20 protein-coding genes are annotated in these 20,041 nt (G+C 57.1%); 11 read left to right on the top strand and 9 right to left on the bottom strand.

Annotated elements, in window-relative coordinates; all coding sequences use genetic code 11:
• Positions 1 to 4: 4 nt before the first annotated feature.
• Both hutG and hutI read right to left on the bottom strand, forming a co-directional pair.
• Positions 5 to 943: a formimidoylglutamase gene (gene hutG / locus BFV67_RS06255; RefSeq protein WP_069598009.1), complete on the bottom strand. Its 939-nt coding sequence runs from the start codon at positions 941 to 943 to the stop codon at positions 5 to 7.
• The gene (gene hutI / locus BFV67_RS06250; RefSeq protein WP_047748691.1) at positions 940 to 2,163 is read right to left on the bottom strand and encodes an imidazolonepropionase; all 1,224 of its coding nucleotides are present in this window, start codon (positions 2,161 to 2,163) and stop codon (positions 940 to 942) included. The genes hutG and hutI overlap by 4 nt, the downstream gene beginning before the upstream one ends.
• 224 nt (positions 2,164 to 2,387) lie before the next feature.
• Between hutI and BFV67_RS06245 the strand changes: the two genes are divergently transcribed.
• A complete protein-coding gene (locus tag BFV67_RS06245; protein WP_008501124.1) occupies positions 2,388 to 3,671 on the top strand; it encodes a putative acyl-CoA thioester hydrolase in 1,284 nt (427 codons plus the stop codon).
• 123 nt (positions 3,672 to 3,794) lie between these two features.
• On the opposite strand, the gene pgl is transcribed toward BFV67_RS06245, so the two are convergent.
• Entirely contained in the window at positions 3,795 to 4,790 is a 996-nt protein-coding gene (gene pgl / locus BFV67_RS06240; protein ID WP_023292974.1) for a 6-phosphogluconolactonase, read from the bottom strand.
• A gap of 140 nt (positions 4,791 to 4,930) precedes the next feature.
• On the opposite strand from pgl, the gene BFV67_RS06235 reads away from it, so the two are divergent.
• Positions 4,931 to 5,749, top strand: a complete 819-nt coding sequence (locus BFV67_RS06235) for a pyridoxal phosphatase (protein ID WP_008501122.1) — start codon at positions 4,931 to 4,933, stop codon at positions 5,747 to 5,749.
• Here BFV67_RS06235 and modC read toward each other — a convergent pair whose 3' ends face one another.
• The 4 genes from modC to BFV67_RS06215 form a co-directional block, all read right to left on the bottom strand.
• The gene (gene modC / locus BFV67_RS06230; RefSeq protein ID WP_008501121.1) at positions 5,750 to 6,808 is read right to left on the bottom strand and encodes a molybdenum ABC transporter ATP-binding protein ModC; all 1,059 of its coding nucleotides are present in this window, start codon (positions 6,806 to 6,808) and stop codon (positions 5,750 to 5,752) included.
• A gap of 2 nt (positions 6,809 to 6,810) precedes the next feature.
• Entirely contained in the window at positions 6,811 to 7,500 is a 690-nt protein-coding gene (gene modB, locus BFV67_RS06225) for a molybdate ABC transporter permease subunit (RefSeq protein ID WP_032656276.1), read from the bottom strand.
• The gene (modA, locus tag BFV67_RS06220) at positions 7,500 to 8,273 is read right to left on the bottom strand and encodes a molybdate ABC transporter substrate-binding protein (protein ID WP_023326930.1); all 774 of its coding nucleotides are present in this window, start codon (positions 8,271 to 8,273) and stop codon (positions 7,500 to 7,502) included. Before modA ends, modB begins: the two co-directional genes overlap by 1 nt.
• 178 nt (positions 8,274 to 8,451) lie before the next feature.
• A complete protein-coding gene (locus tag BFV67_RS06215) occupies positions 8,452 to 8,601 on the bottom strand; it encodes an AcrZ family multidrug efflux pump-associated protein (RefSeq protein WP_008501118.1) in 150 nt (49 codons plus the stop codon).
• Between the two features lie 127 nt (positions 8,602 to 8,728).
• Here BFV67_RS06215 and modE point away from each other — a divergent pair, with 127 nt between their 5' ends.
• From modE to gpmA, 7 genes are all read left to right on the top strand, one after another.
• On the top strand, positions 8,729 to 9,517 hold the full coding sequence (gene modE / locus BFV67_RS06210) for a molybdenum-dependent transcriptional regulator (RefSeq protein ID WP_046092325.1): 789 nt from the start codon (positions 8,729 to 8,731) through the stop codon (positions 9,515 to 9,517).
• 67 nt (positions 9,518 to 9,584) lie between these two features.
• Positions 9,585 to 11,057 carry a molybdate ABC transporter ATP-binding protein ModF gene (modF, locus tag BFV67_RS06205; protein WP_069598008.1) on the top strand — a complete coding sequence of 491 codons (1,473 nt, stop codon included), beginning with the start codon at positions 9,585 to 9,587 and terminating at the stop codon, positions 11,055 to 11,057.
• A 201-nt stretch (positions 11,058 to 11,258) separates the two neighbouring features.
• On the top strand, positions 11,259 to 12,275 hold the full coding sequence (galE, locus tag BFV67_RS06200; protein ID WP_008501115.1) for a UDP-glucose 4-epimerase GalE: 1,017 nt from the start codon (positions 11,259 to 11,261) through the stop codon (positions 12,273 to 12,275).
• 9 nt (positions 12,276 to 12,284) lie between these two features.
• Positions 12,285 to 13,331, top strand: a complete 1,047-nt coding sequence (gene galT, locus BFV67_RS06195) for a galactose-1-phosphate uridylyltransferase (protein WP_069598007.1) — start codon at positions 12,285 to 12,287, stop codon at positions 13,329 to 13,331.
• 3 nt (positions 13,332 to 13,334) lie between these two features.
• Positions 13,335 to 14,483, top strand: a complete 1,149-nt coding sequence (gene galK / locus BFV67_RS06190; RefSeq protein WP_021241009.1) for a galactokinase — start codon at positions 13,335 to 13,337, stop codon at positions 14,481 to 14,483.
• Positions 14,477 to 15,517, top strand: a complete 1,041-nt coding sequence (galM, locus tag BFV67_RS06185) for a galactose-1-epimerase (RefSeq protein ID WP_021241010.1) — start codon at positions 14,477 to 14,479, stop codon at positions 15,515 to 15,517. Before galK ends, galM begins: the two co-directional genes overlap by 7 nt.
• 206 nt (positions 15,518 to 15,723) lie before the next feature.
• Entirely contained in the window at positions 15,724 to 16,476 is a 753-nt protein-coding gene (gene gpmA, locus BFV67_RS06180) for a 2,3-diphosphoglycerate-dependent phosphoglycerate mutase (protein WP_008501111.1), read from the top strand.
• Between the two features lie 61 nt (positions 16,477 to 16,537).
• On the opposite strand, the gene aroG is transcribed toward gpmA, so the two are convergent.
• Positions 16,538 to 17,590, bottom strand: coding sequence for a 3-deoxy-7-phosphoheptulonate synthase AroG (aroG, locus tag BFV67_RS06175; RefSeq protein WP_008501110.1), 1,053 nt, complete (start codon positions 17,588 to 17,590; stop codon positions 16,538 to 16,540).
• Positions 17,591 to 17,894: 304 nt separating this feature from the next.
• On the opposite strand from aroG, the gene BFV67_RS06170 reads away from it, so the two are divergent.
• The gene (locus BFV67_RS06170; protein ID WP_008501109.1) at positions 17,895 to 18,272 is read left to right on the top strand and encodes a YbgS-like family protein; all 378 of its coding nucleotides are present in this window, start codon (positions 17,895 to 17,897) and stop codon (positions 18,270 to 18,272) included.
• Between the two features lie 106 nt (positions 18,273 to 18,378).
• Positions 18,379 to 19,311, top strand: coding sequence for a CDF family zinc transporter ZitB (zitB, locus tag BFV67_RS06165; protein ID WP_069598006.1), 933 nt, complete (start codon positions 18,379 to 18,381; stop codon positions 19,309 to 19,311).
• Here zitB and pnuC read toward each other — a convergent pair.
• Positions 19,308 to 20,027, bottom strand: a complete 720-nt coding sequence (gene pnuC, locus BFV67_RS06160) for a nicotinamide riboside transporter PnuC (protein WP_069598005.1) — start codon at positions 20,025 to 20,027, stop codon at positions 19,308 to 19,310. The two genes, zitB and pnuC, sit on opposite strands and share 4 nt — an antisense overlap.
• Positions 20,028 to 20,041: the final 14 nt, after the last annotated feature.

The following is a 20,041-nucleotide window of genomic DNA, read 5'->3' as shown; positions in this document are numbered from 1 at the left end:
AGTGTTATGCCCACCAGTGAGCAATTTGCCAGGCCAGACGGGCGGCAAGCTTTGCGCCCTGCCCGTCCCGATCGAACTGCGGGTTAAACTCTACCAGATCGGCGGCCTGTAGCTTACCGCTACGGCAGATTTGTTCGATAACGGGGAGGAGATCCAGTGCCGGTATGCCTAACGCAGCCGGAGCGGAAACGGCAGGCATTTCGCTGGCGGGCAGGACGTCCAGATCGATTGTCAGGTAGACGCGATCGGCCTGGGCCAGCACCTTTTCCAGCGCGGATAGCGCATCGCGCCTGAAATGGAGATCCTCCACCAGCGTGACGTTCAGGCGTTCAGCCTCATCCCACAGCGCCTGCGTGTTCGCCGCCCGGCTCACGCCAAAGCAGGCGTACTGAAATGCCCGCCCGCGCTCATCGCAGTAGTGCGCCAGCTGGCGAAACGGCGTGCCGGACGTCGCCCGGTCGGCCTTGCGCAGATCGAGATGGGCATCCAGGTTGATAATGACCACCCGCTCGTTCGGAAAGGCGTCCAGCACGCCGCGACCGTGCGCCCACGCGGTTTCGTGTCCGCCGCCAAAGACCAGCGTGCGCATCCCGGAGCGCTGGCAGGCTGTCACGGCATCGCTTAACGCCTGCTGTGCCGCTTCCAGCTCGCCACCTTCAACGTAAACCGACCCCATATCCGCCAGCCGCTCGTGCCCCAGATGGCTTGCCATATTTGCCAGCGCCTTGCGCAGCACATCAGGCGCCTGCGCGGCACCGGGCCTGCCCTGATTGCGTTTTACCCCTGCATCACATTCAAAGCCTATCAGCGCAATGCCGGATGCCAGCGGCGTGAACGCCCCCTGCTGCCGTATCGTCTGGAAAATGCGCGTTGCGTTGCTGGCCTCGGCGCTGTCGTCGCGCCCCTGCCAGACCGTTTCGGCGACGGGCCGCCATAACCTCATACTGCCTCCCCACGGAAAATACGTTGATACAGCGGATTGCGTCCCGGCTCGTAGACCATCTCTACCGGATGGTGAGCATCCCAGACGATAAAATCAGCGACAAACCCGGCCCGCAGCTGTCCGTGGGTTTCCCCGCGGCCCAGCGCCTGCGCGGCATGGCGCGTGACGCCAGCCCAGGCTTCCTCGGGCGTCAGGCCAAACTGGACGCAGGCCATGTTCATCGCCAGGTGCAGGCTGGCAAACGGGCTGGTACCGGGGTTATAGTCGGTGGCGACCGCCATTGGCACGCCGTGTTTTCTGAGCTGTTCCACCGGCGGACGCTGGCGCTCCTGCAGAAAATAGAACGCGCCGGGCAGCAGAACCGCCACCGTGCCGCTTTGCGCCATCGCCTGAACGCCTGCGTCGTCAAGATATTCGATATGATCGGCTGAGCGTCCTTTATACCGGCTGACCAATGCCGCACCGCCCTGATTCGACAGCTGCTCGACGTGCCCTTTCACCGGAATACCGAGCGCGGTCGCCGCCTTGAAGAGGCGCTCGGTTTGCGACGGGGTAAAGCCGACGTTTTCACAGAACACGTCGACAGCTTCAAACAACTCTTTTTGCCACAGCGTGGGCAATATTTGCTCGCAGACCAGCGTGAGGTAGGCATCCGGATCCTGTCGGTATTCCGGCGGAACGGCATGGGCCGCCAGCAGCGTTGGGCTGATATCGATCGGATTATTGAGGCTCAGCTGGCGTGCGACCTGCAGCATTTTCTCTTCGGCCTCGGCGTTGAGGCCGTATCCCGATTTGATTTCAACCGTGGTGACGCCTTCATTTATCAGACGCTGAAGCCGCTGCTGTGCCAGATTAAGCAGGGTTTCGGGTGAACTGCTGCGCGTCGCCGTCACGGTCGCGTTAATCCCGCCCCCCTGGGCGCTGATGGTTTGATAAGAGACACCGTTCAGACGCTGCTCCCACTCCGCCGCGCGATCGCCGCCAAACACCAGGTGGGTATGGCAGTCAATCAGGCCCGGGGTGACCAGACGACCCTGAAGATCGACACAGTGAGTGTGTCCGGCCGGAATGTCAGATTCAGGGATCACGGCCAGGATAGTTTGACCCCGTATAACCAGGGCGTGTTGATCTTTCAGTCCATAGGGCGCACGGACGTCCGGCGCCATCGTAGCCAGTCGCGCATTTCGCCATATCACATCGTCAGGATGAATCTGCTGCATGGGCTTTCCACTTGTCATGGGTTGTATAGACATTTATTTTCATCTGTTGTCTGCTGTCAACCGACTTTGCGGAAAATGTTATTTATTTGTGATCACTTACCCGCCGCTCCAGGGCTAAAAATGCAACTTTTACCCTTTTTATCTTCCCGTTTCGCTCAACTTAGTATAAAAAAGCAGGCTATTTCGTCTATCCCGTAAAGACTTGCATACCCAGGAGCTTCACCTTGAACATTTCCAGGATTTCCCGTCTGGCGTTAGCGCTCGCCTTTGGCGTGACCTTATCCGCATGCAGTTCAACCCCACCGGATCAGCGCCCTTCTGAGCAGGTCGCGCCCGGTACCGCCTCCCGCCCGATTTTGTCCGCTGATGAAGCGAAGAACTTCGACCGTGCGCACTACTTCTCGTCGATGGATCCTAACGCTGCGCCGTGGACCCCGTCTTCGATTAACCTGCCGAAACAGCCTGACTTCGTGGTTGGCCCGGCAGGTGCGCAGGGCGTAACGCATACCTCTATTCAGGCTGCGGTTGATGCTGCCATCACGAAACACAGCGCGTCTCGCCAGTACATCGCGATCCTGCCAGGCGAATATGAAGGCACCGTGTATGTTCCGGCTGCACCGGGCAGCATTACGCTTTACGGTCTGGGCGAAAAAGCAATCGACGTAAAAATTGGCCTGGCGATCGATTCTGAAATCGACAGCAACACCTGGCGTCACCTGGTGAACCCGGCCGGTAAATATATGCCGGGCAAACCGGCGTGGTACATGTTTGATAACTGCCAGAGCAAGCGTTCCGCCACGGTTGGCGTGATGTGCTCAGCGGTGTTCTGGTCTCAGAATAACGGTCTGCAGCTGCAGAACCTGACCATCCAGAATACCCTGGGCGACAGCGTTGACGCCGGTAACCACCAGGCGGTCGCGCTGCGCAGCGATGGCGATAAGGTTCAGATTAACAACGTGAACATTCTGGGTCGTCAGAACACCTTCTTCGTGACCAACAGCGGCGTGCAGAACACCCTGCAGAATAACCGTCTGACCCGTACGCTGGTAACCAACAGCTACGTTGAAGGTGACGTGGATCTGGTGTCCGGCCGCGGCGCGGTGGTATTTGATAACACCGATTTCCGCGTGGTGAACTCACGTACCCAGCAGGAAGGTTACGTGTTTGCTCCGGCAACCCCGTCGAACCTCTTCTTCGGCTTCCTGGCCGTGAACAGCCGCTTTAACGCTGCCGGTGACGGCGTGGCGCAGCTGGGACGCTCCCTGGACGTGGACGCGGCGACCAACGGTCAGGTGGTGATCCGCGACAGCGTGATCAACGAAGGCTTCAACATGGCGAAGCCGTGGGCGGATGCGGCGATCTCTAAACGTCCGTTCTCCGGCAATACCGGTGCGGTGGACGATAAAGGGAACGTGCAGCGCAACCTGAACGACGCTAACTTCAACCGCATGTGGGAGTACAACAACCGCGGTCTGGGTAGCAAAGTGGTTGCTGAGCCGAAGCAGTAAGCTGTCCTTTTGCCGGGTGGCGGCTTTGCCTTACCCGGCCTACAGGTTATGTAAGCCCGGTAAACGCACTGCCACCGGGCATAAAAAAACCTCGCATTCGCGAGGTTTTTTGTTTTAAGCCGCTTAGTGAGCGTTAACCACCACCCACATCGGCCCCTGGCCTACGGCGTAGCGCCCTTTCTCTTCCAGCAGCCCCTGCTCGCCTTTAATTTCATACAGCGCGATGTGGTGGGATTTCTGCCCCGCCGCAATCAGGTATTTGCCGCTGTGATCGATATTAAAGCCGCGCGGCTGGGTTTCCGTCGGCTGGAAGCCTTCAATCGCCAGCACGCTGCCGTCTTCGGAAACGCTAAACACGGTGATCAGGCTGGAGGTGCGGTCACAGGCGTACAGATGACGGCCATTTGGCGTAATGTGAATATCCGCCGCCCAGCGGGTGTCGGAGAAATCAGACGGCATCATATCCAGCGTCTGCACGCACTCAATCTGACCGTTTGGATCTTTCAGCTCCCATACGTCCACGGAGCTGTTCAGTTCGTTGACTACGTAGGCGTACTGCTGGTTCGGATGGAAGACCATATGACGCGGGCCTGCACCTTCGACCGTCGTGACTTCAGCTGGATTCTGCGCCACCAGGTGACCATCGTCGCTCAGGGTGAACAGGCAGATACGATCCTGCTTCAGGGCAGGCACCCACAGCGTGCGGTTATCCGGAGAGATATTCGCCGAGTGGCAGCCTTCCAGCCCTTCCACCACATCCACGGTTTCGACCGGAATGCCATCTTCCAGACGCGTTACGCTGACGCAGCCCGCATTATACGAGCCGCTGAAGACAAAGTTGCCTTTACGATCGGTTGAGATATGGGTTGGACTGCCCGGCAGCGGCGCTTCGGCAGTGTACGTCAGCGCGCCGTCGTCCGGAGAGATGCGATAGGCCAGCACGCGAAACTCCGGGCGCACACCCACGTACAAGAAACGTTTATCCGGGCTGATGACCATCGGCTGTACCTGGCCTGGCACATCAACAACCTGAACCAGCGTGAGTGTCCCTTCGGTATTTAAGCGCCAGACGTGGATCTGCTGGCTTTCAGGACTGGCGGTATAAACGGTTTGTTTCATGAATATTCACTCCTCACTGCGCATGAAAGTAATTAACTTTTGACGGTGAATGCTGAATTGTCGACAGGAATTTTGAAGCATTCGCCTCTCGGTGTACCATCCCATCAAAACGTAAATTCAATATTAACCCGGGAAAACAGATGACCTCGCGTGTGATTGCTCTGGATTTAGACGGTACCTTACTGACGCCGCAAAAAACCCTTCTCCCCTCTTCTCTGGAAGCGCTTAAACGCGCGCAGGAAGCGGGATATCAACTCCTTATCGTAACGGGTCGACATCACGTAGCCATTCACCCTTTTTATCAGGCACTGGCGTTAGATACACCTGCAATTTGTTGTAATGGCACTTATTTGTATGATTATCAGGCAAAAAAGGTTTTAGCCTCCGACCCGCTGCCGGTTCCCCAGGCGCTGCAACTGATTGATCTGCTGGATGAGCATGCCATTCACGGCCTGATGTATGTGGATAACGCAATGGTCTACGAGCGCCCTACCGGCCACGTGGTGCGCACCAGCAACTGGGCGTTGTCCCTGCCTGAAGCGCAGCGTCCGGTCTTTACCCAGGTATCCTCCCTGCGTCAGGCAGCCCAGGACGTTGAGGCTATCTGGAAATTCGCCCTGACGGATGAAGACACGACCAAACTGAATACCTTCGCGAAGCACGTCGAGGAAACGCTGGGGCTGGAGTGCGAATGGTCCTGGCACGATCAGGTAGATATTGCCCGCAAAGGCAACAGCAAAGGCAAGCGTCTGACGCAGTATGTGGAATCACAGGGCTGGTCAATGCAGGACGCGATCGCCTTCGGCGACAACTACAACGACATCAGCATGCTGGAAGCCGTCGGTACGGGCGTGGCGATGGGCAATGCCGACGACGCGGTAAAAGCGCGCGCTAACGTGGTGATTGGCGACAACACCACCGACAGCATCGCGCAGTATATTTATACCCACCTGCTGTAATCAGGCGGTGATCGAGACGCTCTTAATTTGCGCGTAAAGCCACAGGCCGGGTTTGATCCCTAACTCATCCCTGGCCCACGGGCTGATGCGCGCCCAGAGCGTCCGGCTTCCCACCTCGAGCTTCACTTCCACCTGGCCGTTATCATCAAAACACTCCGCGACTTTGGCGCGCAGAATATTTCGAATACTGGTTTGCAGCGGCGGCTGCAGCACCAGCGAGACGTCTGATGCCTGAATACGAATACGCAGCGCGGACTGCAACGGCTTGTCGATCTTATTGACCCACAGGTGCTGATCGCCCAGCGCCAGCGCCGTCATCGCGTAGTGCGGATGGTGTTCCAGCACGCTCACCTTCAGGATGCTGCTCTGCTGTTCCCGGGGCAGCCACGGGTGCATGACGCTGCTGCCCCAGACCTCTTCCAGGTTGCCGAAGGCCTTGACGCTGCCCTCTTCCAGCACCAGCACTTTGTCGGCCAGATGGAGGATCTCATCCAGCGAATGGCTGACGTAGAGCATCGGAATATTAATTTCTCGCGTCAGGCGCTGCAGGTAGGGCAGGAGCTCACGTTTGCGCGGAATATCCAGCGAGGCCAGCGGTTCGTCGAGCAGCAGCAGTTCGGGCGCGGTCAGCAACGCGCGGCCAATGGCTACGCGCTGTTTTTCTCCGCCGGAAAGCGACGAGGGCAGTCTGTCGAGCAGTGGCTCAATGCCTAAAAGCGTCACCAGCTTATCAAACTGTCCGGCCATGCTTTTTGCCATGCCGTAACGCAGGTTGCCGCGCACGCTGTAGTGCGGGAATAAGCGCGCGTCCTGGAAAACATAGCCGATGCGGCGTTTATCCGGCGTGAGATAAACCTTGTTCTCCACGTCGTTTAAGACGCGGTTATTCAATACAATCCGTCCTGACTGCGGGCGCGTCAGGCCGCTGATGGCATTTATCAGCGACGTTTTTCCCGCCCCCGAGACGCCGAAGATGGCAGTGATACCGCTTGCAGGCAGCGTCTCGTTAAGCGTCAGGGTATGGTTTCCCAGCGTCTGGGTGAAATTCAGTTCCAGCATGCTTATTTCCCCATCCGCTCGCGGCTCAGCCGCGCCAGCCATTCCGACACCAGCAGCGATACCAGGGCTAATACGATTGAAATGATACACAGCCGCGCCGCCGCGGCCTCTCCGCCCGGCGTTTGAATCAGGGTATACATGGCCGACGGAATCGTTCGCGTCTCGCCTGGGATGTTCGAGACGAAGGTGATGGTCGCGCCAAACTCGCCCAGCGAGCGGGCGAAGGCCAGTACCGTCCCGACAATAATGCCGGGTAACGTCAGGGGAAGCGTGATGGTGAAAAAGACGCGCCAGCGCCCGGCACCCAGCGTACGGGCCGCCTGTTCAAGCTTCATGTCCACGCCTTCCAGCGCGAGGCGGATCGCCCTCACCATCAGCGGGAATGACATTACCGCCGCCGCCAGCACCGCACCGCGCCAGCTAAACGCAAAGGTCAGTCCAAACCAGTCGTAAAGTTTTTCGCCAATAAAACCGCGTCGCCCCATAGAAATTAACAGCAGATAACCGACCACCACGGGCGGCAACACGAGCGGAAGATGAAGCACGCTGTCGAGCAGCGCTTTGCCGGGAAACCGACAGCGAACCAGTAGCCAGGCAAAGAACATCCCAAAGGGCAAACTCAGCGCAACCGCCAGGGAAGAGACTTTAAGGCTCAGCAGAACAGCCTGCCATTCAGGATCGGTCAATATCATCAGTGAGTCGTAAATCCGTAACGTTTAAAGATCGCGGACGCCTCCGGCCCCTTCAGATAATCGCGGAAGGCCGTCACGGTCGCATTTTTATGTCCATCAACAATCGCAACAGGATATTCCACTTTCTTGTGGGAGTCTTCCGGGAACGTTGCCACCACTTTCACACCCTTACTGGCAACGGCATCAGAGCCATACACAATGCCCAGCGGGGCTTCGTTGCGTTCCACCAGCGCCAGCGCGCCGCGGACATCTTCCGCCGGGGCCAGCTTCGGTGACAATGTCTCCCATGCGCCCAATTTTTGCAGCGCTTCTTTGGCGTAGATCCCGGCCGGAACGTGCTCCGGATCGCCCACCGCCAGACGCCCGCCGTTCAGCAGGCTTATCCAGTGGGTCTCTTTGTTGATGGTGAAGTCAGCCTGGGCGCTGGCTTTTGGCGCCACGACAACCAGGCTATTCCCCAGCAGCGTTTCGCGGGTTGCCGCATCAATCGCTTTCTTCTCCACCGCGTAATCCATCCACTTCTGGTCAGCCGAGATGAACAGATCCGCCGGCGCGCCCGCTTCTATCTGGCGCGCCAGCGTCGAGGAAGAGGCAAACGAGGAGACCACCTCGACGTTTTTCTCTTTTTTATACGCCGCCGCGATATCCTGCAGCGCGTTAGTCAGCGACGCCGCCGCAAAGACCGTGATTTTACCCTCATCCGCCAGCGCGTGTCCGGTAAGGGAAAGCGTCAACGTTGCCCCTGCAAAAAGGCGTACCCATGAACGTGCCATCTGTAACTCCTGTGAGTAGCGTTATATACACATTAATATAACGGTAACGTCAGGGAGATCCCAGCGTTTAATCGTACCGCTGAAGAGGTAAACCGGCGTAGTGCGTTAAAGAGTATCGGCGAAAACGGGAAAATCTTGAGAGCAAAACGCCCGGACAAGCCGGGCGTTTTGGGGGGAATCAATGCTGCTTTTTAGCCTGGTCTCTGTGACCAATGTTCGAAAAGACGTTGAACACTTCACCCAGGCCGTAGATGGCACCGAGGATGATGGCCATCACTACTGGTACCATGATCACGGCGAATACCAGACTTTTCAACAACTCTAACATGGTTTTCTCCAGATATTGTGAACAGCTTATTCTACCCTTTCAACTGAGAAAAACATCCCCTTTTGTGCGGTACCCTTTGCGCCCTGCACCATTTGGGTCACAATACCCTTTTTGCCAGGACACTGTTATGCAGGCCGAAATTCTCCTCACACTCCGACTTCAGCAAAAGCTTTTCGCCGATCCGCGACGTATCGCCCTGCTTAAACAAATAGAACAAACGGGCTCGATTAGCCAGGGGGCGAAAAACGCGGGCATCAGCTACAAAAGTGCCTGGGACGCCATCAACGACATGAACACCCTGAGCGAACAGCCGCTGGTGGACAGAGCCACGGGCGGCAAAGGCGGCGGCGGTGCAATCGTGACGCGTTATGGCCAGCGTCTTATTCAGCTTTACGATCTGCTGGCCCAGATTCAGCAAAAAGCGTTCGATGCGTTAAGCGATGACGATAACGTTCCGCTGGACAGTCTGCTGGCCGCCATTTCCCGCTTCTCGCTACAAACCAGCGCCCGCAACCAGTGGTTTGGTACGGTGACGGCGCGCGACAATCTGCAGATACAGCAGCATATTGAGATCCTGCTTGCCGATGGCACCACCCGTCTGAAGGCCGCCATAACGGCACAAAGCGCGGAACGTCTTGAACTGGATGAAGGGAAAGAGGTGCTGGTGCTCCTGAAGGCGCCGTGGGTCAGTATTACACGCGATCCCGACGCGGCAAAGACAGCAGATAACCAGCTGCAGGGCACCATCAGCCATATCGAACGCGGCCAGACGCAGTGCGAAGTGCAGATGACCCTGGCAGATGGACAGCCGCTTTGCGCGACCATACCGCTCAGCGAGTCGGACAACGTAGAAGAAGGTGCTGCCGTCACCGCGTATTTCAACGCGGACCGGGTGATTATCGCCACTTTGTGCTGAGCACATTGACAATCGTACCGACAGTGCGTATCCCTGATATCTGGTGCTGCAAAAACAGGGATAAACCATGTCATCATTGCATATTTCGCAAGGCACGTTTCGTCTTAGCGATACCCGAACGCTGACAATTGCTGATTTGACGCTACGCGCGGGTGAAAGCTGGGCGTTTGTCGGCACAAACGGCAGCGGTAAATCCGCGCTGGCCCGCGCGCTGGCCGGAGAGCTCAACCTCCTCAAGGGCGAATACCAGAGCGACTTTACGCGCCTGACGCGCCTGTCGTTTGAACAACTGCAAAAGCTGGTCAGCGACGAGTGGCAGCGCAACAACACCGATTTGCTCAGCCCTGGCGAAGAGGATACCGGCCGTACGACGGCGGAAATTATTCAGGATGAAGTGAAGGATCCCGCCCGCTGCCAGCGCCTGGCAGAACAGTTCGGTATCACCCCTCTGCTGAACCGGCGCTTTAAATACCTTTCGACCGGCGAGACGCGAAAAACGCTGCTTTGTCAGGCGCTGATGAGCGAACCTGAACTGCTTATTCTGGACGAACCGTTCGACGGTCTTGACGTGCAGTCCCGGGCGCAGCTGGCGTCTCTGCTGGCGTCGCTTAATCAGGAGGGATATACCCTTGTGCTGGTGCTTAACCGTTTTGATGAAATTCCGGAATTTATCCAGCACGCGGGCGTCCTGGCCGACTGTAACCTGACAGAGACCGGCGAAAAAACCGCGCTGCTTAAGCAGGCGCTGATTGCCCAGCTCGCGCACAGCGAACAGCTCGACGGTATTACCCTTCCGGAACCCGACGCCCCGTCGGCGCGCCACGCGCTTGATCCCCACCAGCCGCGCATCGTGCTGCGCGATGGGGTGGTCTCTTATGACGATCGCCCGATCCTTAATCACCTCAACTGGACGGTCAATCCAGGCGAGCACTGGCAGATTGTTGGCCCCAACGGCGCGGGAAAATCCACGCTGCTGAGCCTGATTACCGGCGATCATCCGCAGGGCTACAGCAACGACCTCACGCTGTTCGGTCGGCGTCGCGGCAGCGGCGAAACCATCTGGGATATCAAAAAACATATCGGCTATGTCAGCAGCAGCCTGCATCTGGATTACCGGGTCAGTACCACGGTACGCAACGTGATCCTCTCCGGGTATTTTGACTCCATCGGCATTTATCAGGCGGTGTCGGACAAACAGCACAAGCTGGCCCAGCAGTGGCTGGACATTCTGGGCATGGACAACCGGGTGGCTGACGCGCCGTTTCATAGTCTTTCGTGGGGGCAGCAGCGTCTGGCGCTGATCGTTCGCGCGCTGGTGAAACACCCTACGCTGCTGATCCTCGACGAACCGCTGCAGGGACTCGACCCGTTGAACCGCCAGCTTATCCGCCGCTTTGTGGATGTCCTGATTAGCGAAGGTGAAACGCAGCTGCTGTTCGTTTCACATCATGCCGAAGATGCCCCCTCCTGCATCACCCACCGCCTGGAGTTTGTTCCGGACGGTGAGCACTATTACTATCGGCAAAGCAAAATCGATTAATCCCCGGAGGGCACCACCCTCCGTTTTTCAGATAACCTGCACTAATACATTGCTATCCCGTTGATCTACAATGCCTCACGGTAGCTGAAAATCGGATTTTAAAAACAGTGTAAACGATTCCACTATTTTATCCCATGTCACACTTTTCGCGTCTCTGTTATGCTATGGTTATTACATACCATAAGCCCAATGGAGCGAAATATGCGAGTTCTGGTAACAGGTGGTAGCGGTTACATCGGTAGTCATACCTGCGTGCAGCTGCTGCAAAACGGCCATGACGTCATCATTCTCGACAACCTGTGCAACAGTAAGCGCAGCGTGCTGCCTGTGATTGAACGTCTTGGCGGTAAACACCCGACGTTCGTGGAAGGCGACATCCGTAACGAAGCGCTGATGACCGAGATCCTTCACGACCACGCCATTGAAGCGGTGATCCACTTCGCGGGTCTGAAAGCGGTCGGTGAATCCGTTGCTAAGCCGCTGGAGTATTACGATAACAACGTCAACGGCACCCTGCGTCTCATCTCCGCCATGCGTGCGGCCAACGTCAAAAACTTCATCTTTAGCTCTTCCGCCACCGTCTACGGCGATCAGCCTAAAATCCCTTACGTTGAAAGCTTCCCGACCGGGACGCCGCAGAGCCCGTACGGCAAAAGCAAGCTGATGGTGGAGCAGATCCTGACCGACCTGCAAAAAGCCCAGCCGGAGTGGAGCATCGCGCTGCTGCGCTACTTCAACCCGGTCGGTGCGCATCCGTCTGGCGATATGGGGGAAGATCCGCAGGGCATTCCGAACAACCTGATGCCGTATATCGCCCAGGTGGCCGTAGGCCGCCGCGAGTCGCTGGCGATTTTTGGCAATGACTACCCGACCGAAGACGGCACCGGCGTGCGCGACTATATCCACGTGATGGATCTGGCCGACGGCCACGTTGCGGCCATGCAGCAGCTGGCGGATAAACCGGGCGTGCATATTTACAACCTCGGCGCCGGGGTCGGCAGCAGCGTGCTGGACGTGGTTAACGCCTTCAGCAAAGCCTGCGGCAAGCCGGTGAACTACCACTTCGCACCGCGTCGTGAGGGCGATCTGCCTGCTTACTGGGCCGACGCCACCAAAGCCGACAAAGAGCTTAACTGGCGTGTCACGCGCACGCTTGATGAAATGGCACAGGATACCTGGCACTGGCAGTCACGCCACCCGCAAGGCTATCCGGACTAAGGATCCGTCATGACGCAATTTAATCCCGTCGATCATCCGCATCGTCGTTTTAACCCGTTAAGCGGGCAATGGATTTTAGTTTCTCCGCATCGCGCCAAGCGCCCCTGGCAGGGGGCGCAGGAGACGCCTGCAAAACAGACGCTGCCGCAGCACGACCCGGACTGCTTCCTCTGTCCGGGCAACACGCGCGTCACCGGGGATAAAAACCCGGACTACAAAGGCACCTTCGTGTTTACCAACGATTTTGCCGCCCTGATGACCGACACGCCGGACGCGCCGGAAAGCCACGATCCGCTGATGCGCTGTGAAAGCGCGCGCGGTACCAGCCGCGTGATCTGCTTCTCCCCCGATCACAGCAAAACGCTGCCGGAGCTGAGCGTTGAGGCACTGAAAGAGGTGGTCAGCACCTGGCAGGCGCAAACCGCCGAGCTGGGTCAAACTTACCCATGGGTGCAGGTGTTTGAAAATAAAGGTGCGGCCATGGGCTGCTCTAACCCGCACCCGCACGGCCAGGTCTGGGCGAACAGCTTCCTGCCTAACGAAGCCGAGCGTGAAGACCGCCTGCAAAAAGCGTATTACGCGGAAAACGGCTCGCCGATGCTGGTGGATTACGCGCAGCGTGAGCTGGCCGACGGCAGCCGTACCGTGGTGGAGACCGAACACTGGCTGGCCGTCGTGCCTTACTGGGCCGCCTGGCCGTTTGAGACGCTGCTGCTGCCGAAAGCGCACGTGCAGCGCATCACCGAACTCAGCGACGCGCAGCGCGACGACCTTGGCCTGGCGCTGAAAAAGCTGACCAGCCGTTACGACAACCTGTTCCAGTGCTCCTTCCCGTACTCCATGGGCTGGCACGGCGCACCGTTTAACGGCGAAGAGAATCAGCACTGGCAGCTGCATGCCCATTTCTATCCGCCGCTGCTGCGCTCTGCGACGGTGCGTAAATTTATGGTGGGCTACGAAATGCTGGCGGAAACCCAGCGTGACCTGACGGCGGAACAGGCGGCTGAACGTCTGCGTGCCGTTAGCGACGTCCACTATCGCGAATCAGGAGTCTAAAAGATGAGTCTGAAAGATAAAACACAATCCCTGTTTGCTGAGAAATTTGGCTACCCTGCCACCCACGTAATTCAGGCACCTGGCCGCGTCAACCTGATTGGTGAACACACCGACTACAACGACGGCTTTGTGCTGCCGTGCGCTATCGATTACCAGACGGTCATCAGCTGCGCGAAGCGCGACGATCGCCAGGTTCGCGTGATTGCGGCGGATTACGGTAATGAAACGGACGCGTTTTCCCTCGATGCCCCGATTGTGACGCACGACAGCCAGCAGTGGTCTAACTACGTGCGCGGCGTGGTGAAGCATCTGCAGAAGCGTAATAAAAACTTCGGCGGCGCCGATTTGGTCATCAGCGGCAACGTGCCGCAGGGGGCGGGCTTAAGCTCCTCTGCGTCTCTGGAGGTCGCCGTGGGCACCGTGTTCCAGCAGCTCTATCATTTACCGCTGGATGGCGCACAAATCGCCCTGAATGGTCAGGAAGCGGAAAACCAGTTCGTGGGCTGCAACTGCGGCATCATGGACCAGCTGATCTCCGCGCTGGGCAAAAAAGAGCACGCGCTGCTGATCGACTGCCGCTCGCTGGGCACCAAAGCCGTACCCCTGCCAAAAGGCGCGGCTGTCGTGATCGTCAACAGCAACTTTAAACGCACGCTGGTGGGCAGCGAGTATAACACTCGCCGCGAGCAGTGCGAAACCGGCGCCCGCTTCTTCCAGCAGCCCGCCCTGCGCGACGTCACGCTCAATGAATTTAACAAAGTGGCGCACGAGCTGGACCCGATTGTCGCCAAACGCGTTCGTCACGTGCTGACGGAGAATGCCCGTACCGTTGAAGCCGCGTCCGCGCTGGCGAAAGGTGACCTGAAACGCATGGGTGAACTGATGGCGGAATCTCACGCCTCCATGCGCGATGATTTTGAAATCACCGTGCCGCAGATCGACACCCTGGTGGAGATCGTCAAAGCGGTCATTGGCGACAAAGGCGGCGTGCGCATGACGGGCGGCGGTTTTGGCGGCTGCATCGTTGCGCTGGTGCCTGAGGAGCTGGTCCCTGCTGTACAGGACGCCGTGGCGAAGCAGTACGAAGCAAAAACAGGTATCAAAGAAACCTTCTATGTTTGCAAAGCATCACAAGGAGCCGGACAGTGCTAAACGAAACACCTACCCTCGCACCGGATGGTCTGCCGTATCGCCTGTTAACCCTGCGCAATCGCGCGGGGATGGTGGTTACGCTCATGGACTGGGGTGCAACCCTTCTTTCAGCACGCGTACCGATGCCGGACGGCAGCGTGCGCGAAACCCTGCTCGGCTGCGCATCGCCCGAGCAGTATGTTAATCAGTCTGCCTATCTGGGCGCATCCGTAGGGCGCTATGCGAACCGCATCGCGAAGAGCCGTTTTGAACTCGACGGCGTGCAGTACACCCTGCTTCCAAGCCAGGGTGAGAACCAGCTGCACGGCGGCCCGGACGGGTTTGATAAACGCCGCTGGAAGATTGTTCGTCAAAACGACGGCGAAGTGCTGTTCTCGCTGGATTCGCAGGACGGCGATCAGGGCTTCCCGGGTAACCTTATCGCCTCCGCGCGCTTTACATTGACCGATGACAACCGTATCGCCATTGAATACCGTGCGACGGTCGACAAGCCGTGTCCGGTTAACCTGACCAATCACGCGTACTTTAATCTGGACGGTAACCAGTGCGACGTGCGGAACCACAAGCTTCAGATCCTGGCGGATGCGTATCTGCCGGTTGATGAGATGGGCATTCCGTACCAGGGCCTCAAAGACGTGAGCGGCACCAGCTTTGACTTCCGCAGCGCGAAATCCATCGCCCAGGATTTCCTGAGCGATGACGACCAGCGCAAGGTGAAAGGCTACGACCACGCGTTCCTGCTGCAGGCTAAAGGCGATGTGAAACAACCTGCCGCACAGGTCTGGTCCACCGATGAGAAGCTGCAGATGACGGTTTATACCACCGCTCCTGCCCTGCAGTTCTACTCAGGTAACTATCTCGGCGGCACGACGGCGCGCGAACACGAAGAGTACAGCGACTGGCAAGGCCTGGCGCTGGAGAGCGAGTTCCTGCCGGACAGCCCGAATCATCCGGAATGGCCGCAGCCGGACTGCGTGCTGCGCCCGGGTGAAGAGTACGTTAGCGTGACGGAATATCATTTTATTCCACATTAATATTCAGCCCTCCCTCCGGAGGGCTTTTTTCTGTGCGTCTTGCTGAAAATAGCGCCGATCGCAGACAAAATCATAACCCTGGATTCACAAGCATCTTACACTCAGAGACTATTTTCGCTATGGTTAGGGTTAAGCGTTGCTGCTGGCACGGCCACGGCAATATAATGAGAATTGTTATCATTCTAAAAATGCTTGAGGAGTAAGAGATGGCTATTACTAAGCTGGTTCTGGTGCGTCACGGCGAAAGCCAGTGGAACAACGAAAACCGCTTTACCGGTTGGTACGACGTTGATCTGTCCGAGAAAGGCGTAAGCGAAGCAAAAGCAGCAGGTAAACTGCTGAAGGAAGAAGGCTTCAGCTTTGATTTTGCTTACACCTCTGTGCTGAAACGTGCCATCCATACCCTGTGGAACGTGCTGGACGAACTGGACCAGGCCTGGCTGCCGGTTGAGAAATCCTGGAAACTGAACGAGCGTCACTACGGTGCGCTGCAGGGCCTGAACAAAGCGGAAACCGCTGAGAAATACGGTGACGAGCAGGTTAAACAGTGGCGTCGCGGCTTCGCGGTCACCCCGCCAGAGCTGACCAAAGATGACGAGCGCTACCCGGGCCACGACCCGCGTTACGCGAAACTGACCGACGCTGAGCTGCCAACCACCGAGAGCCTGGCGCTGACCATCGACCGCGTTGTGCCTTACTGGAACGAAACCATTCTGCCACGTCTGAAAAGCGGCGAGCGCGTGATTATCGCCGCTCACGGTAACTCCCTGCGTGCGCTGGTGAAATACCTGGACAACATGGGTGAAGACGAAATTCTCGAACTGAACATCCCAACTGGCGTACCGCTGGTGTATGAGTTCGACGAAAACTTCAAGCCAATCAAACACTACTACCTGGGTAACGCGGACGAAATCGCAGCGAAAGCGGCGGCCGTTGCGAACCAGGGTAAAGCGAAGTAATTTTCGCTGACCATAAAAAAAGCGCGGAACCGTCCGCGCTTTTTTATTTGAGCCGTCAGAATTAACCGCGACGCGCTTTCACCGCATTCGCCAGCTGGCGCAGGATGGCGTCGGTGTCATCCCAGCCGATGCAGGCATCGGTCACGCTCTTGCCGTACACCAGCGGCTCGCTGCCTTCCAGGTTCTGGTTACCTTCAACCAGATGGCTTTCGATCATCACCCCAATTACCGCCTTCTCACCGCCGGCAATCTGCTGACAGACGTCTGCGCCCACTTCCATCTGCTTTTTAAACTGCTTGCTGGAGTTGGCGTGGCTGAAATCGATCATCACCTGCGGTGGCAGCCCGGCTTTTTCCAGCCCGACTTTGACTTCGGCCACATGCTTTGCGCTGTAGTTCGGCTCTTTGCCGCCGCGCAGAATGATATGGCAGTCACCGTTACCGCTGGTGTTAACGATGGCGGAGTGGCCCCATTTGGTCACGGACAGGAAGCAGTGCGGTGCGCCCGCTGCGTTGATGGCGTCGATAGCCACCTTAATGGTGCCGTCAGTGCCGTTTTTGAAGCCCACCGGACAAGAGAGACCGGACGCCAGCTCGCGGTGAACCTGAGATTCAGTAGTGCGGGCACCAATTGCCCCCCAGCTCATCAGGTCTGCCAGATACTGGGGCGTAATCATATCCAGGAATTCACCGGCCGCAGGCAGCCCGCTGTCGTTAATCTCCAGCAGCAGCTTGCGCGCAATGCGCAGACCGTCGTTAATCTGGAAGCTGTTATCCATGTGCGGATCGTTAATCAGCCCTTTCCAGCCAACGGTGGTGCGCGGTTTTTCAAAATAGACGCGCATCACGATTTCCAGCTCATCCTTCAGCTCTTCACGCAGGGTGAGCAGACGGGCTGCGTATTCTTTCGCGGCAGCAGGATCGTGGATAGAGCATGGGCCAATCACCACCAGAAGACGATCGTCATTACCTTTCAGGATCTTATGGATCGCTTTACGAGCATGAGAAACCGTGTTTGCGGCATTTTCAGTGGCGGGGAATTTCTCAAGGAGTGCTACAGGAGGTAATAACTCATTGATCTCTTTAATACGTAAATCGTCGTTCTGATAATTCATCTTCGTTCCAGCTCTGCCATATCTTTAGTAATGAAAGCAATCCTTTCAATCTATCTTGTCGCTCAGGAAGTGTAAACACGGTTTTACACTTCACGCAGATAATTCCTGGAATTCGCCTAAAAATCGCCACAAAATAGCGAAAAACGAGATCTAACCTAAGCTTTTTAACTGTAACAACCATTTTTACACGCTTAAACGCGATTCCCGACTGACGTAAGTCCGTATGGCGGAATCTTTCGCCTCTGAAAAAGATGCACTGTTGGAAAAAGTTATCCAGCGTAACGACAAGAACAGGAGCACCATGATGAAAATGACAAAACTGGCAACCCTCTTCCTGACCGCCACCCTCACCCTGGCCAGCGGTAGCGTTCTTGCGGCCGAAACGGGCTCATCGGGTAACGGTGATGCAAACGCGGCTGCGTCAGCAGGCCAGGTCGCCCCTGATGCCAAACAGAACGTCGCCCCGAACAATGTCGATAATAGTCAGATCAATAATGGAAACACTAACACCGGCGGCACCATGCTGCACCCCAACGGTACCGACTCCGGCACCATGAATCATGACAGCATGAGCAAAGATGAAGTTCATAAGAACTCCATGTGTAAAGATGGCAAATGTCCCGACCCGAATGACAAAGTGGGGGATGATGCCAATACCAAAACAGATGGTACGACTCAGTAACCGGCTGTGAAATTAATGATAAAAGGAGAGCTAAGGCTCTCCTTTCTTTTTGAGTAACCTATTAAAAACGCTACACTAAAAACGATAACGAATCAGGAAAGATAACATGGCACACACACATTCCCACGCCGCCGGCGACGACAACGCTAAACGATTGCTGCTGGCCTTCGGCGTCACCGCAACCTTCATGATTATTGAGGTCATCGGCGGTCTGGTCTCCGGCTCTCTGGCGCTACTGGCTGACGCCGGGCATATGCTTACCGATGCAGCGGCGCTACTTTTCGCCCTTCTGGCCGTCCAGTTTGCCCGTCGTCCCCCCAATACACGCCATACCTTCGGCTGGCTGAGGCTGACGACCCTTGCCGCCTTTGTTAACGCGATTGCCCTGGTGGTCATTACCATTCTTATCGTCTGGGAGGCCATTCAGCGCTTCAGACATCCTCAGCCGATTGCCGGGGCGACAATGATGGTGATTGCCGTGGCAGGGCTGGTGGCGAATATCCTGGCCTTCTGGATTTTGCACCGCGGCAGCGAGGAAAAGAACCTCAACGTGCGCGCGGCGGCTCTGCATGTGCTGGGGGATTTGCTCGGTTCAGTCGGGGCAATTGTCGCCGCGCTGGTGATCCTCTATACCGGCTGGACGCCTGTCGATCCGATTCTGTCCGTGCTGGTGTCGTGTCTGGTCTTGCGCAGCGCCTGGCGGCTGCTGAAGGAGAGCGTGAATGAACTGCTTGAAGGGGCTCCGGCATCCATGGACATCGACGAGCTGAAGCGCAGCCTGCGCCGTACTGTTCCGGAAGTCCGCAATGTCCACCACGTGCACGTCTGGCTGGTGGGGGAGAAACCGGTCATGACGCTTCATGTCCAGGTGATCCCGCCTCACGACCACGATGCGCTGCTCGATCGCATCCAGCACTTCCTGGAACATCACTACGACATTAGCCATGCCACCGTTCAGATGGAGTATCAGCCCTGTAGCGGACCGGACTGCCACCTTAACGAGGCGCAGTCCGGTCATTCACATCATCATGACCACTAGCTGGAAAGCGCGCGAGAGCCTCGCTCACGCGCGCTGTTAATCCACATCCGGCTACCGTTCAGCGAGATGAAGGTCAGCAACAGATATTCCAGCGACATGGCATAGACGCCCTGCAGGGCGAAGATCGCCACGCTGATAACGTTGATGATGACCCACAGCAGCCAGTTCTCAACGTATTTACGGGTCATCAGAATCATCGCTGCAATCGACAGCACCATCATGCAGGAATCCCAGAACGGGAAAGCATCCGGCTGGAGTTCTGGCATCGTCACGTTCAGGCCGATGCCGGACATGACCGAAACGGCAATGCGGGTCAGGAACGCAAATACCGGATTGATGAAGACGGTCATTAAGCCAATGGCCACCACGCAGGCGACAAACCAGGCGATGGCTTTCGGCAAGGGCAGCCAGCGAATCTGCAGCTCTGCCTCCTGCTGGCTGTTCTGACGCGACCACGCATACCAGCCGTAAATATTGGCGGCGAAGAAGAACAGCTGCAAAAGCAGGCTGGCGTACAGCTGGATCTGGAAGAAAATAATCGCAAACAGCGTGACGTTAATCAGCCCGAACGCATAATTGCTGATCTTCTCAAGGCTTGCCAGCCAGATACACAATAGTCCCGCCAGCGTACCAACGGCCTCAATCCATGACAGGTCATAGCCACCTGCACCAATCGGTATATGAACCAGAATGTTCTGTGTGCTAAAAAAATCCATCTTTTCCCCGGGCG

This window comes from Enterobacter roggenkampii (genome assembly GCF_001729805.1).
GTDB classification, from domain to species: Bacteria; Pseudomonadota; Gammaproteobacteria; order Enterobacterales; family Enterobacteriaceae; genus Enterobacter; species Enterobacter roggenkampii.
This window is presented reverse-complemented; position numbering and strand designations above follow the sequence as displayed.

Bases quoted from the DNA above. Each gene is read 5' to 3' on its own strand.
- hutG (WP_069598009.1), bottom strand. From the start codon at position 943: ATGAGGTTATGGCGGCCCGTCGCCGAAACGGTCTGGCAGGGGCGCGAC.
- hutI (WP_047748691.1), bottom strand. From the start codon at position 2,163: ATGCAGCAGATTCATCCTGACGATGTGATATGGCGAAATGCGCGACTG.
- pgl (WP_023292974.1), bottom strand. From the start codon at position 4,790: ATGAAACAAACCGTTTATACCGCCAGTCCTGAAAGCCAGCAGATCCAC.
- BFV67_RS06235 (WP_008501122.1), top strand. From the start codon at position 4,931: ATGACCTCGCGTGTGATTGCTCTGGATTTAGACGGTACCTTACTGACG.
- modC (WP_008501121.1), bottom strand. From the start codon at position 6,808: ATGCTGGAACTGAATTTCACCCAGACGCTGGGAAACCATACCCTGACG.
- modB (WP_032656276.1), bottom strand. From the start codon at position 7,500: ATGATATTGACCGATCCTGAATGGCAGGCTGTTCTGCTGAGCCTTAAA.
- modA (WP_023326930.1), bottom strand. From the start codon at position 8,273: ATGGCACGTTCATGGGTACGCCTTTTTGCAGGGGCAACGTTGACGCTT.
- BFV67_RS06215 (WP_008501118.1), bottom strand. From the start codon at position 8,601: ATGTTAGAGTTGTTGAAAAGTCTGGTATTCGCCGTGATCATGGTACCA.
- modE (WP_046092325.1), top strand. From the start codon at position 8,729: ATGCAGGCCGAAATTCTCCTCACACTCCGACTTCAGCAAAAGCTTTTC.
- modF (WP_069598008.1), top strand. From the start codon at position 9,585: ATGTCATCATTGCATATTTCGCAAGGCACGTTTCGTCTTAGCGATACC.
- galE (WP_008501115.1), top strand. From the start codon at position 11,259: ATGCGAGTTCTGGTAACAGGTGGTAGCGGTTACATCGGTAGTCATACC.
- galT (WP_069598007.1), top strand. From the start codon at position 12,285: ATGACGCAATTTAATCCCGTCGATCATCCGCATCGTCGTTTTAACCCG.
- galK (WP_021241009.1), top strand. From the start codon at position 13,335: ATGAGTCTGAAAGATAAAACACAATCCCTGTTTGCTGAGAAATTTGGC.
- gpmA (WP_008501111.1), top strand. From the start codon at position 15,724: ATGGCTATTACTAAGCTGGTTCTGGTGCGTCACGGCGAAAGCCAGTGG.
- aroG (WP_008501110.1), bottom strand. From the start codon at position 17,590: ATGAATTATCAGAACGACGATTTACGTATTAAAGAGATCAATGAGTTA.
- BFV67_RS06170 (WP_008501109.1), top strand. From the start codon at position 17,895: ATGAAAATGACAAAACTGGCAACCCTCTTCCTGACCGCCACCCTCACC.
- zitB (WP_069598006.1), top strand. From the start codon at position 18,379: ATGGCACACACACATTCCCACGCCGCCGGCGACGACAACGCTAAACGA.
- pnuC (WP_069598005.1), bottom strand. From the start codon at position 20,027: ATGGATTTTTTTAGCACACAGAACATTCTGGTTCATATACCGATTGGT.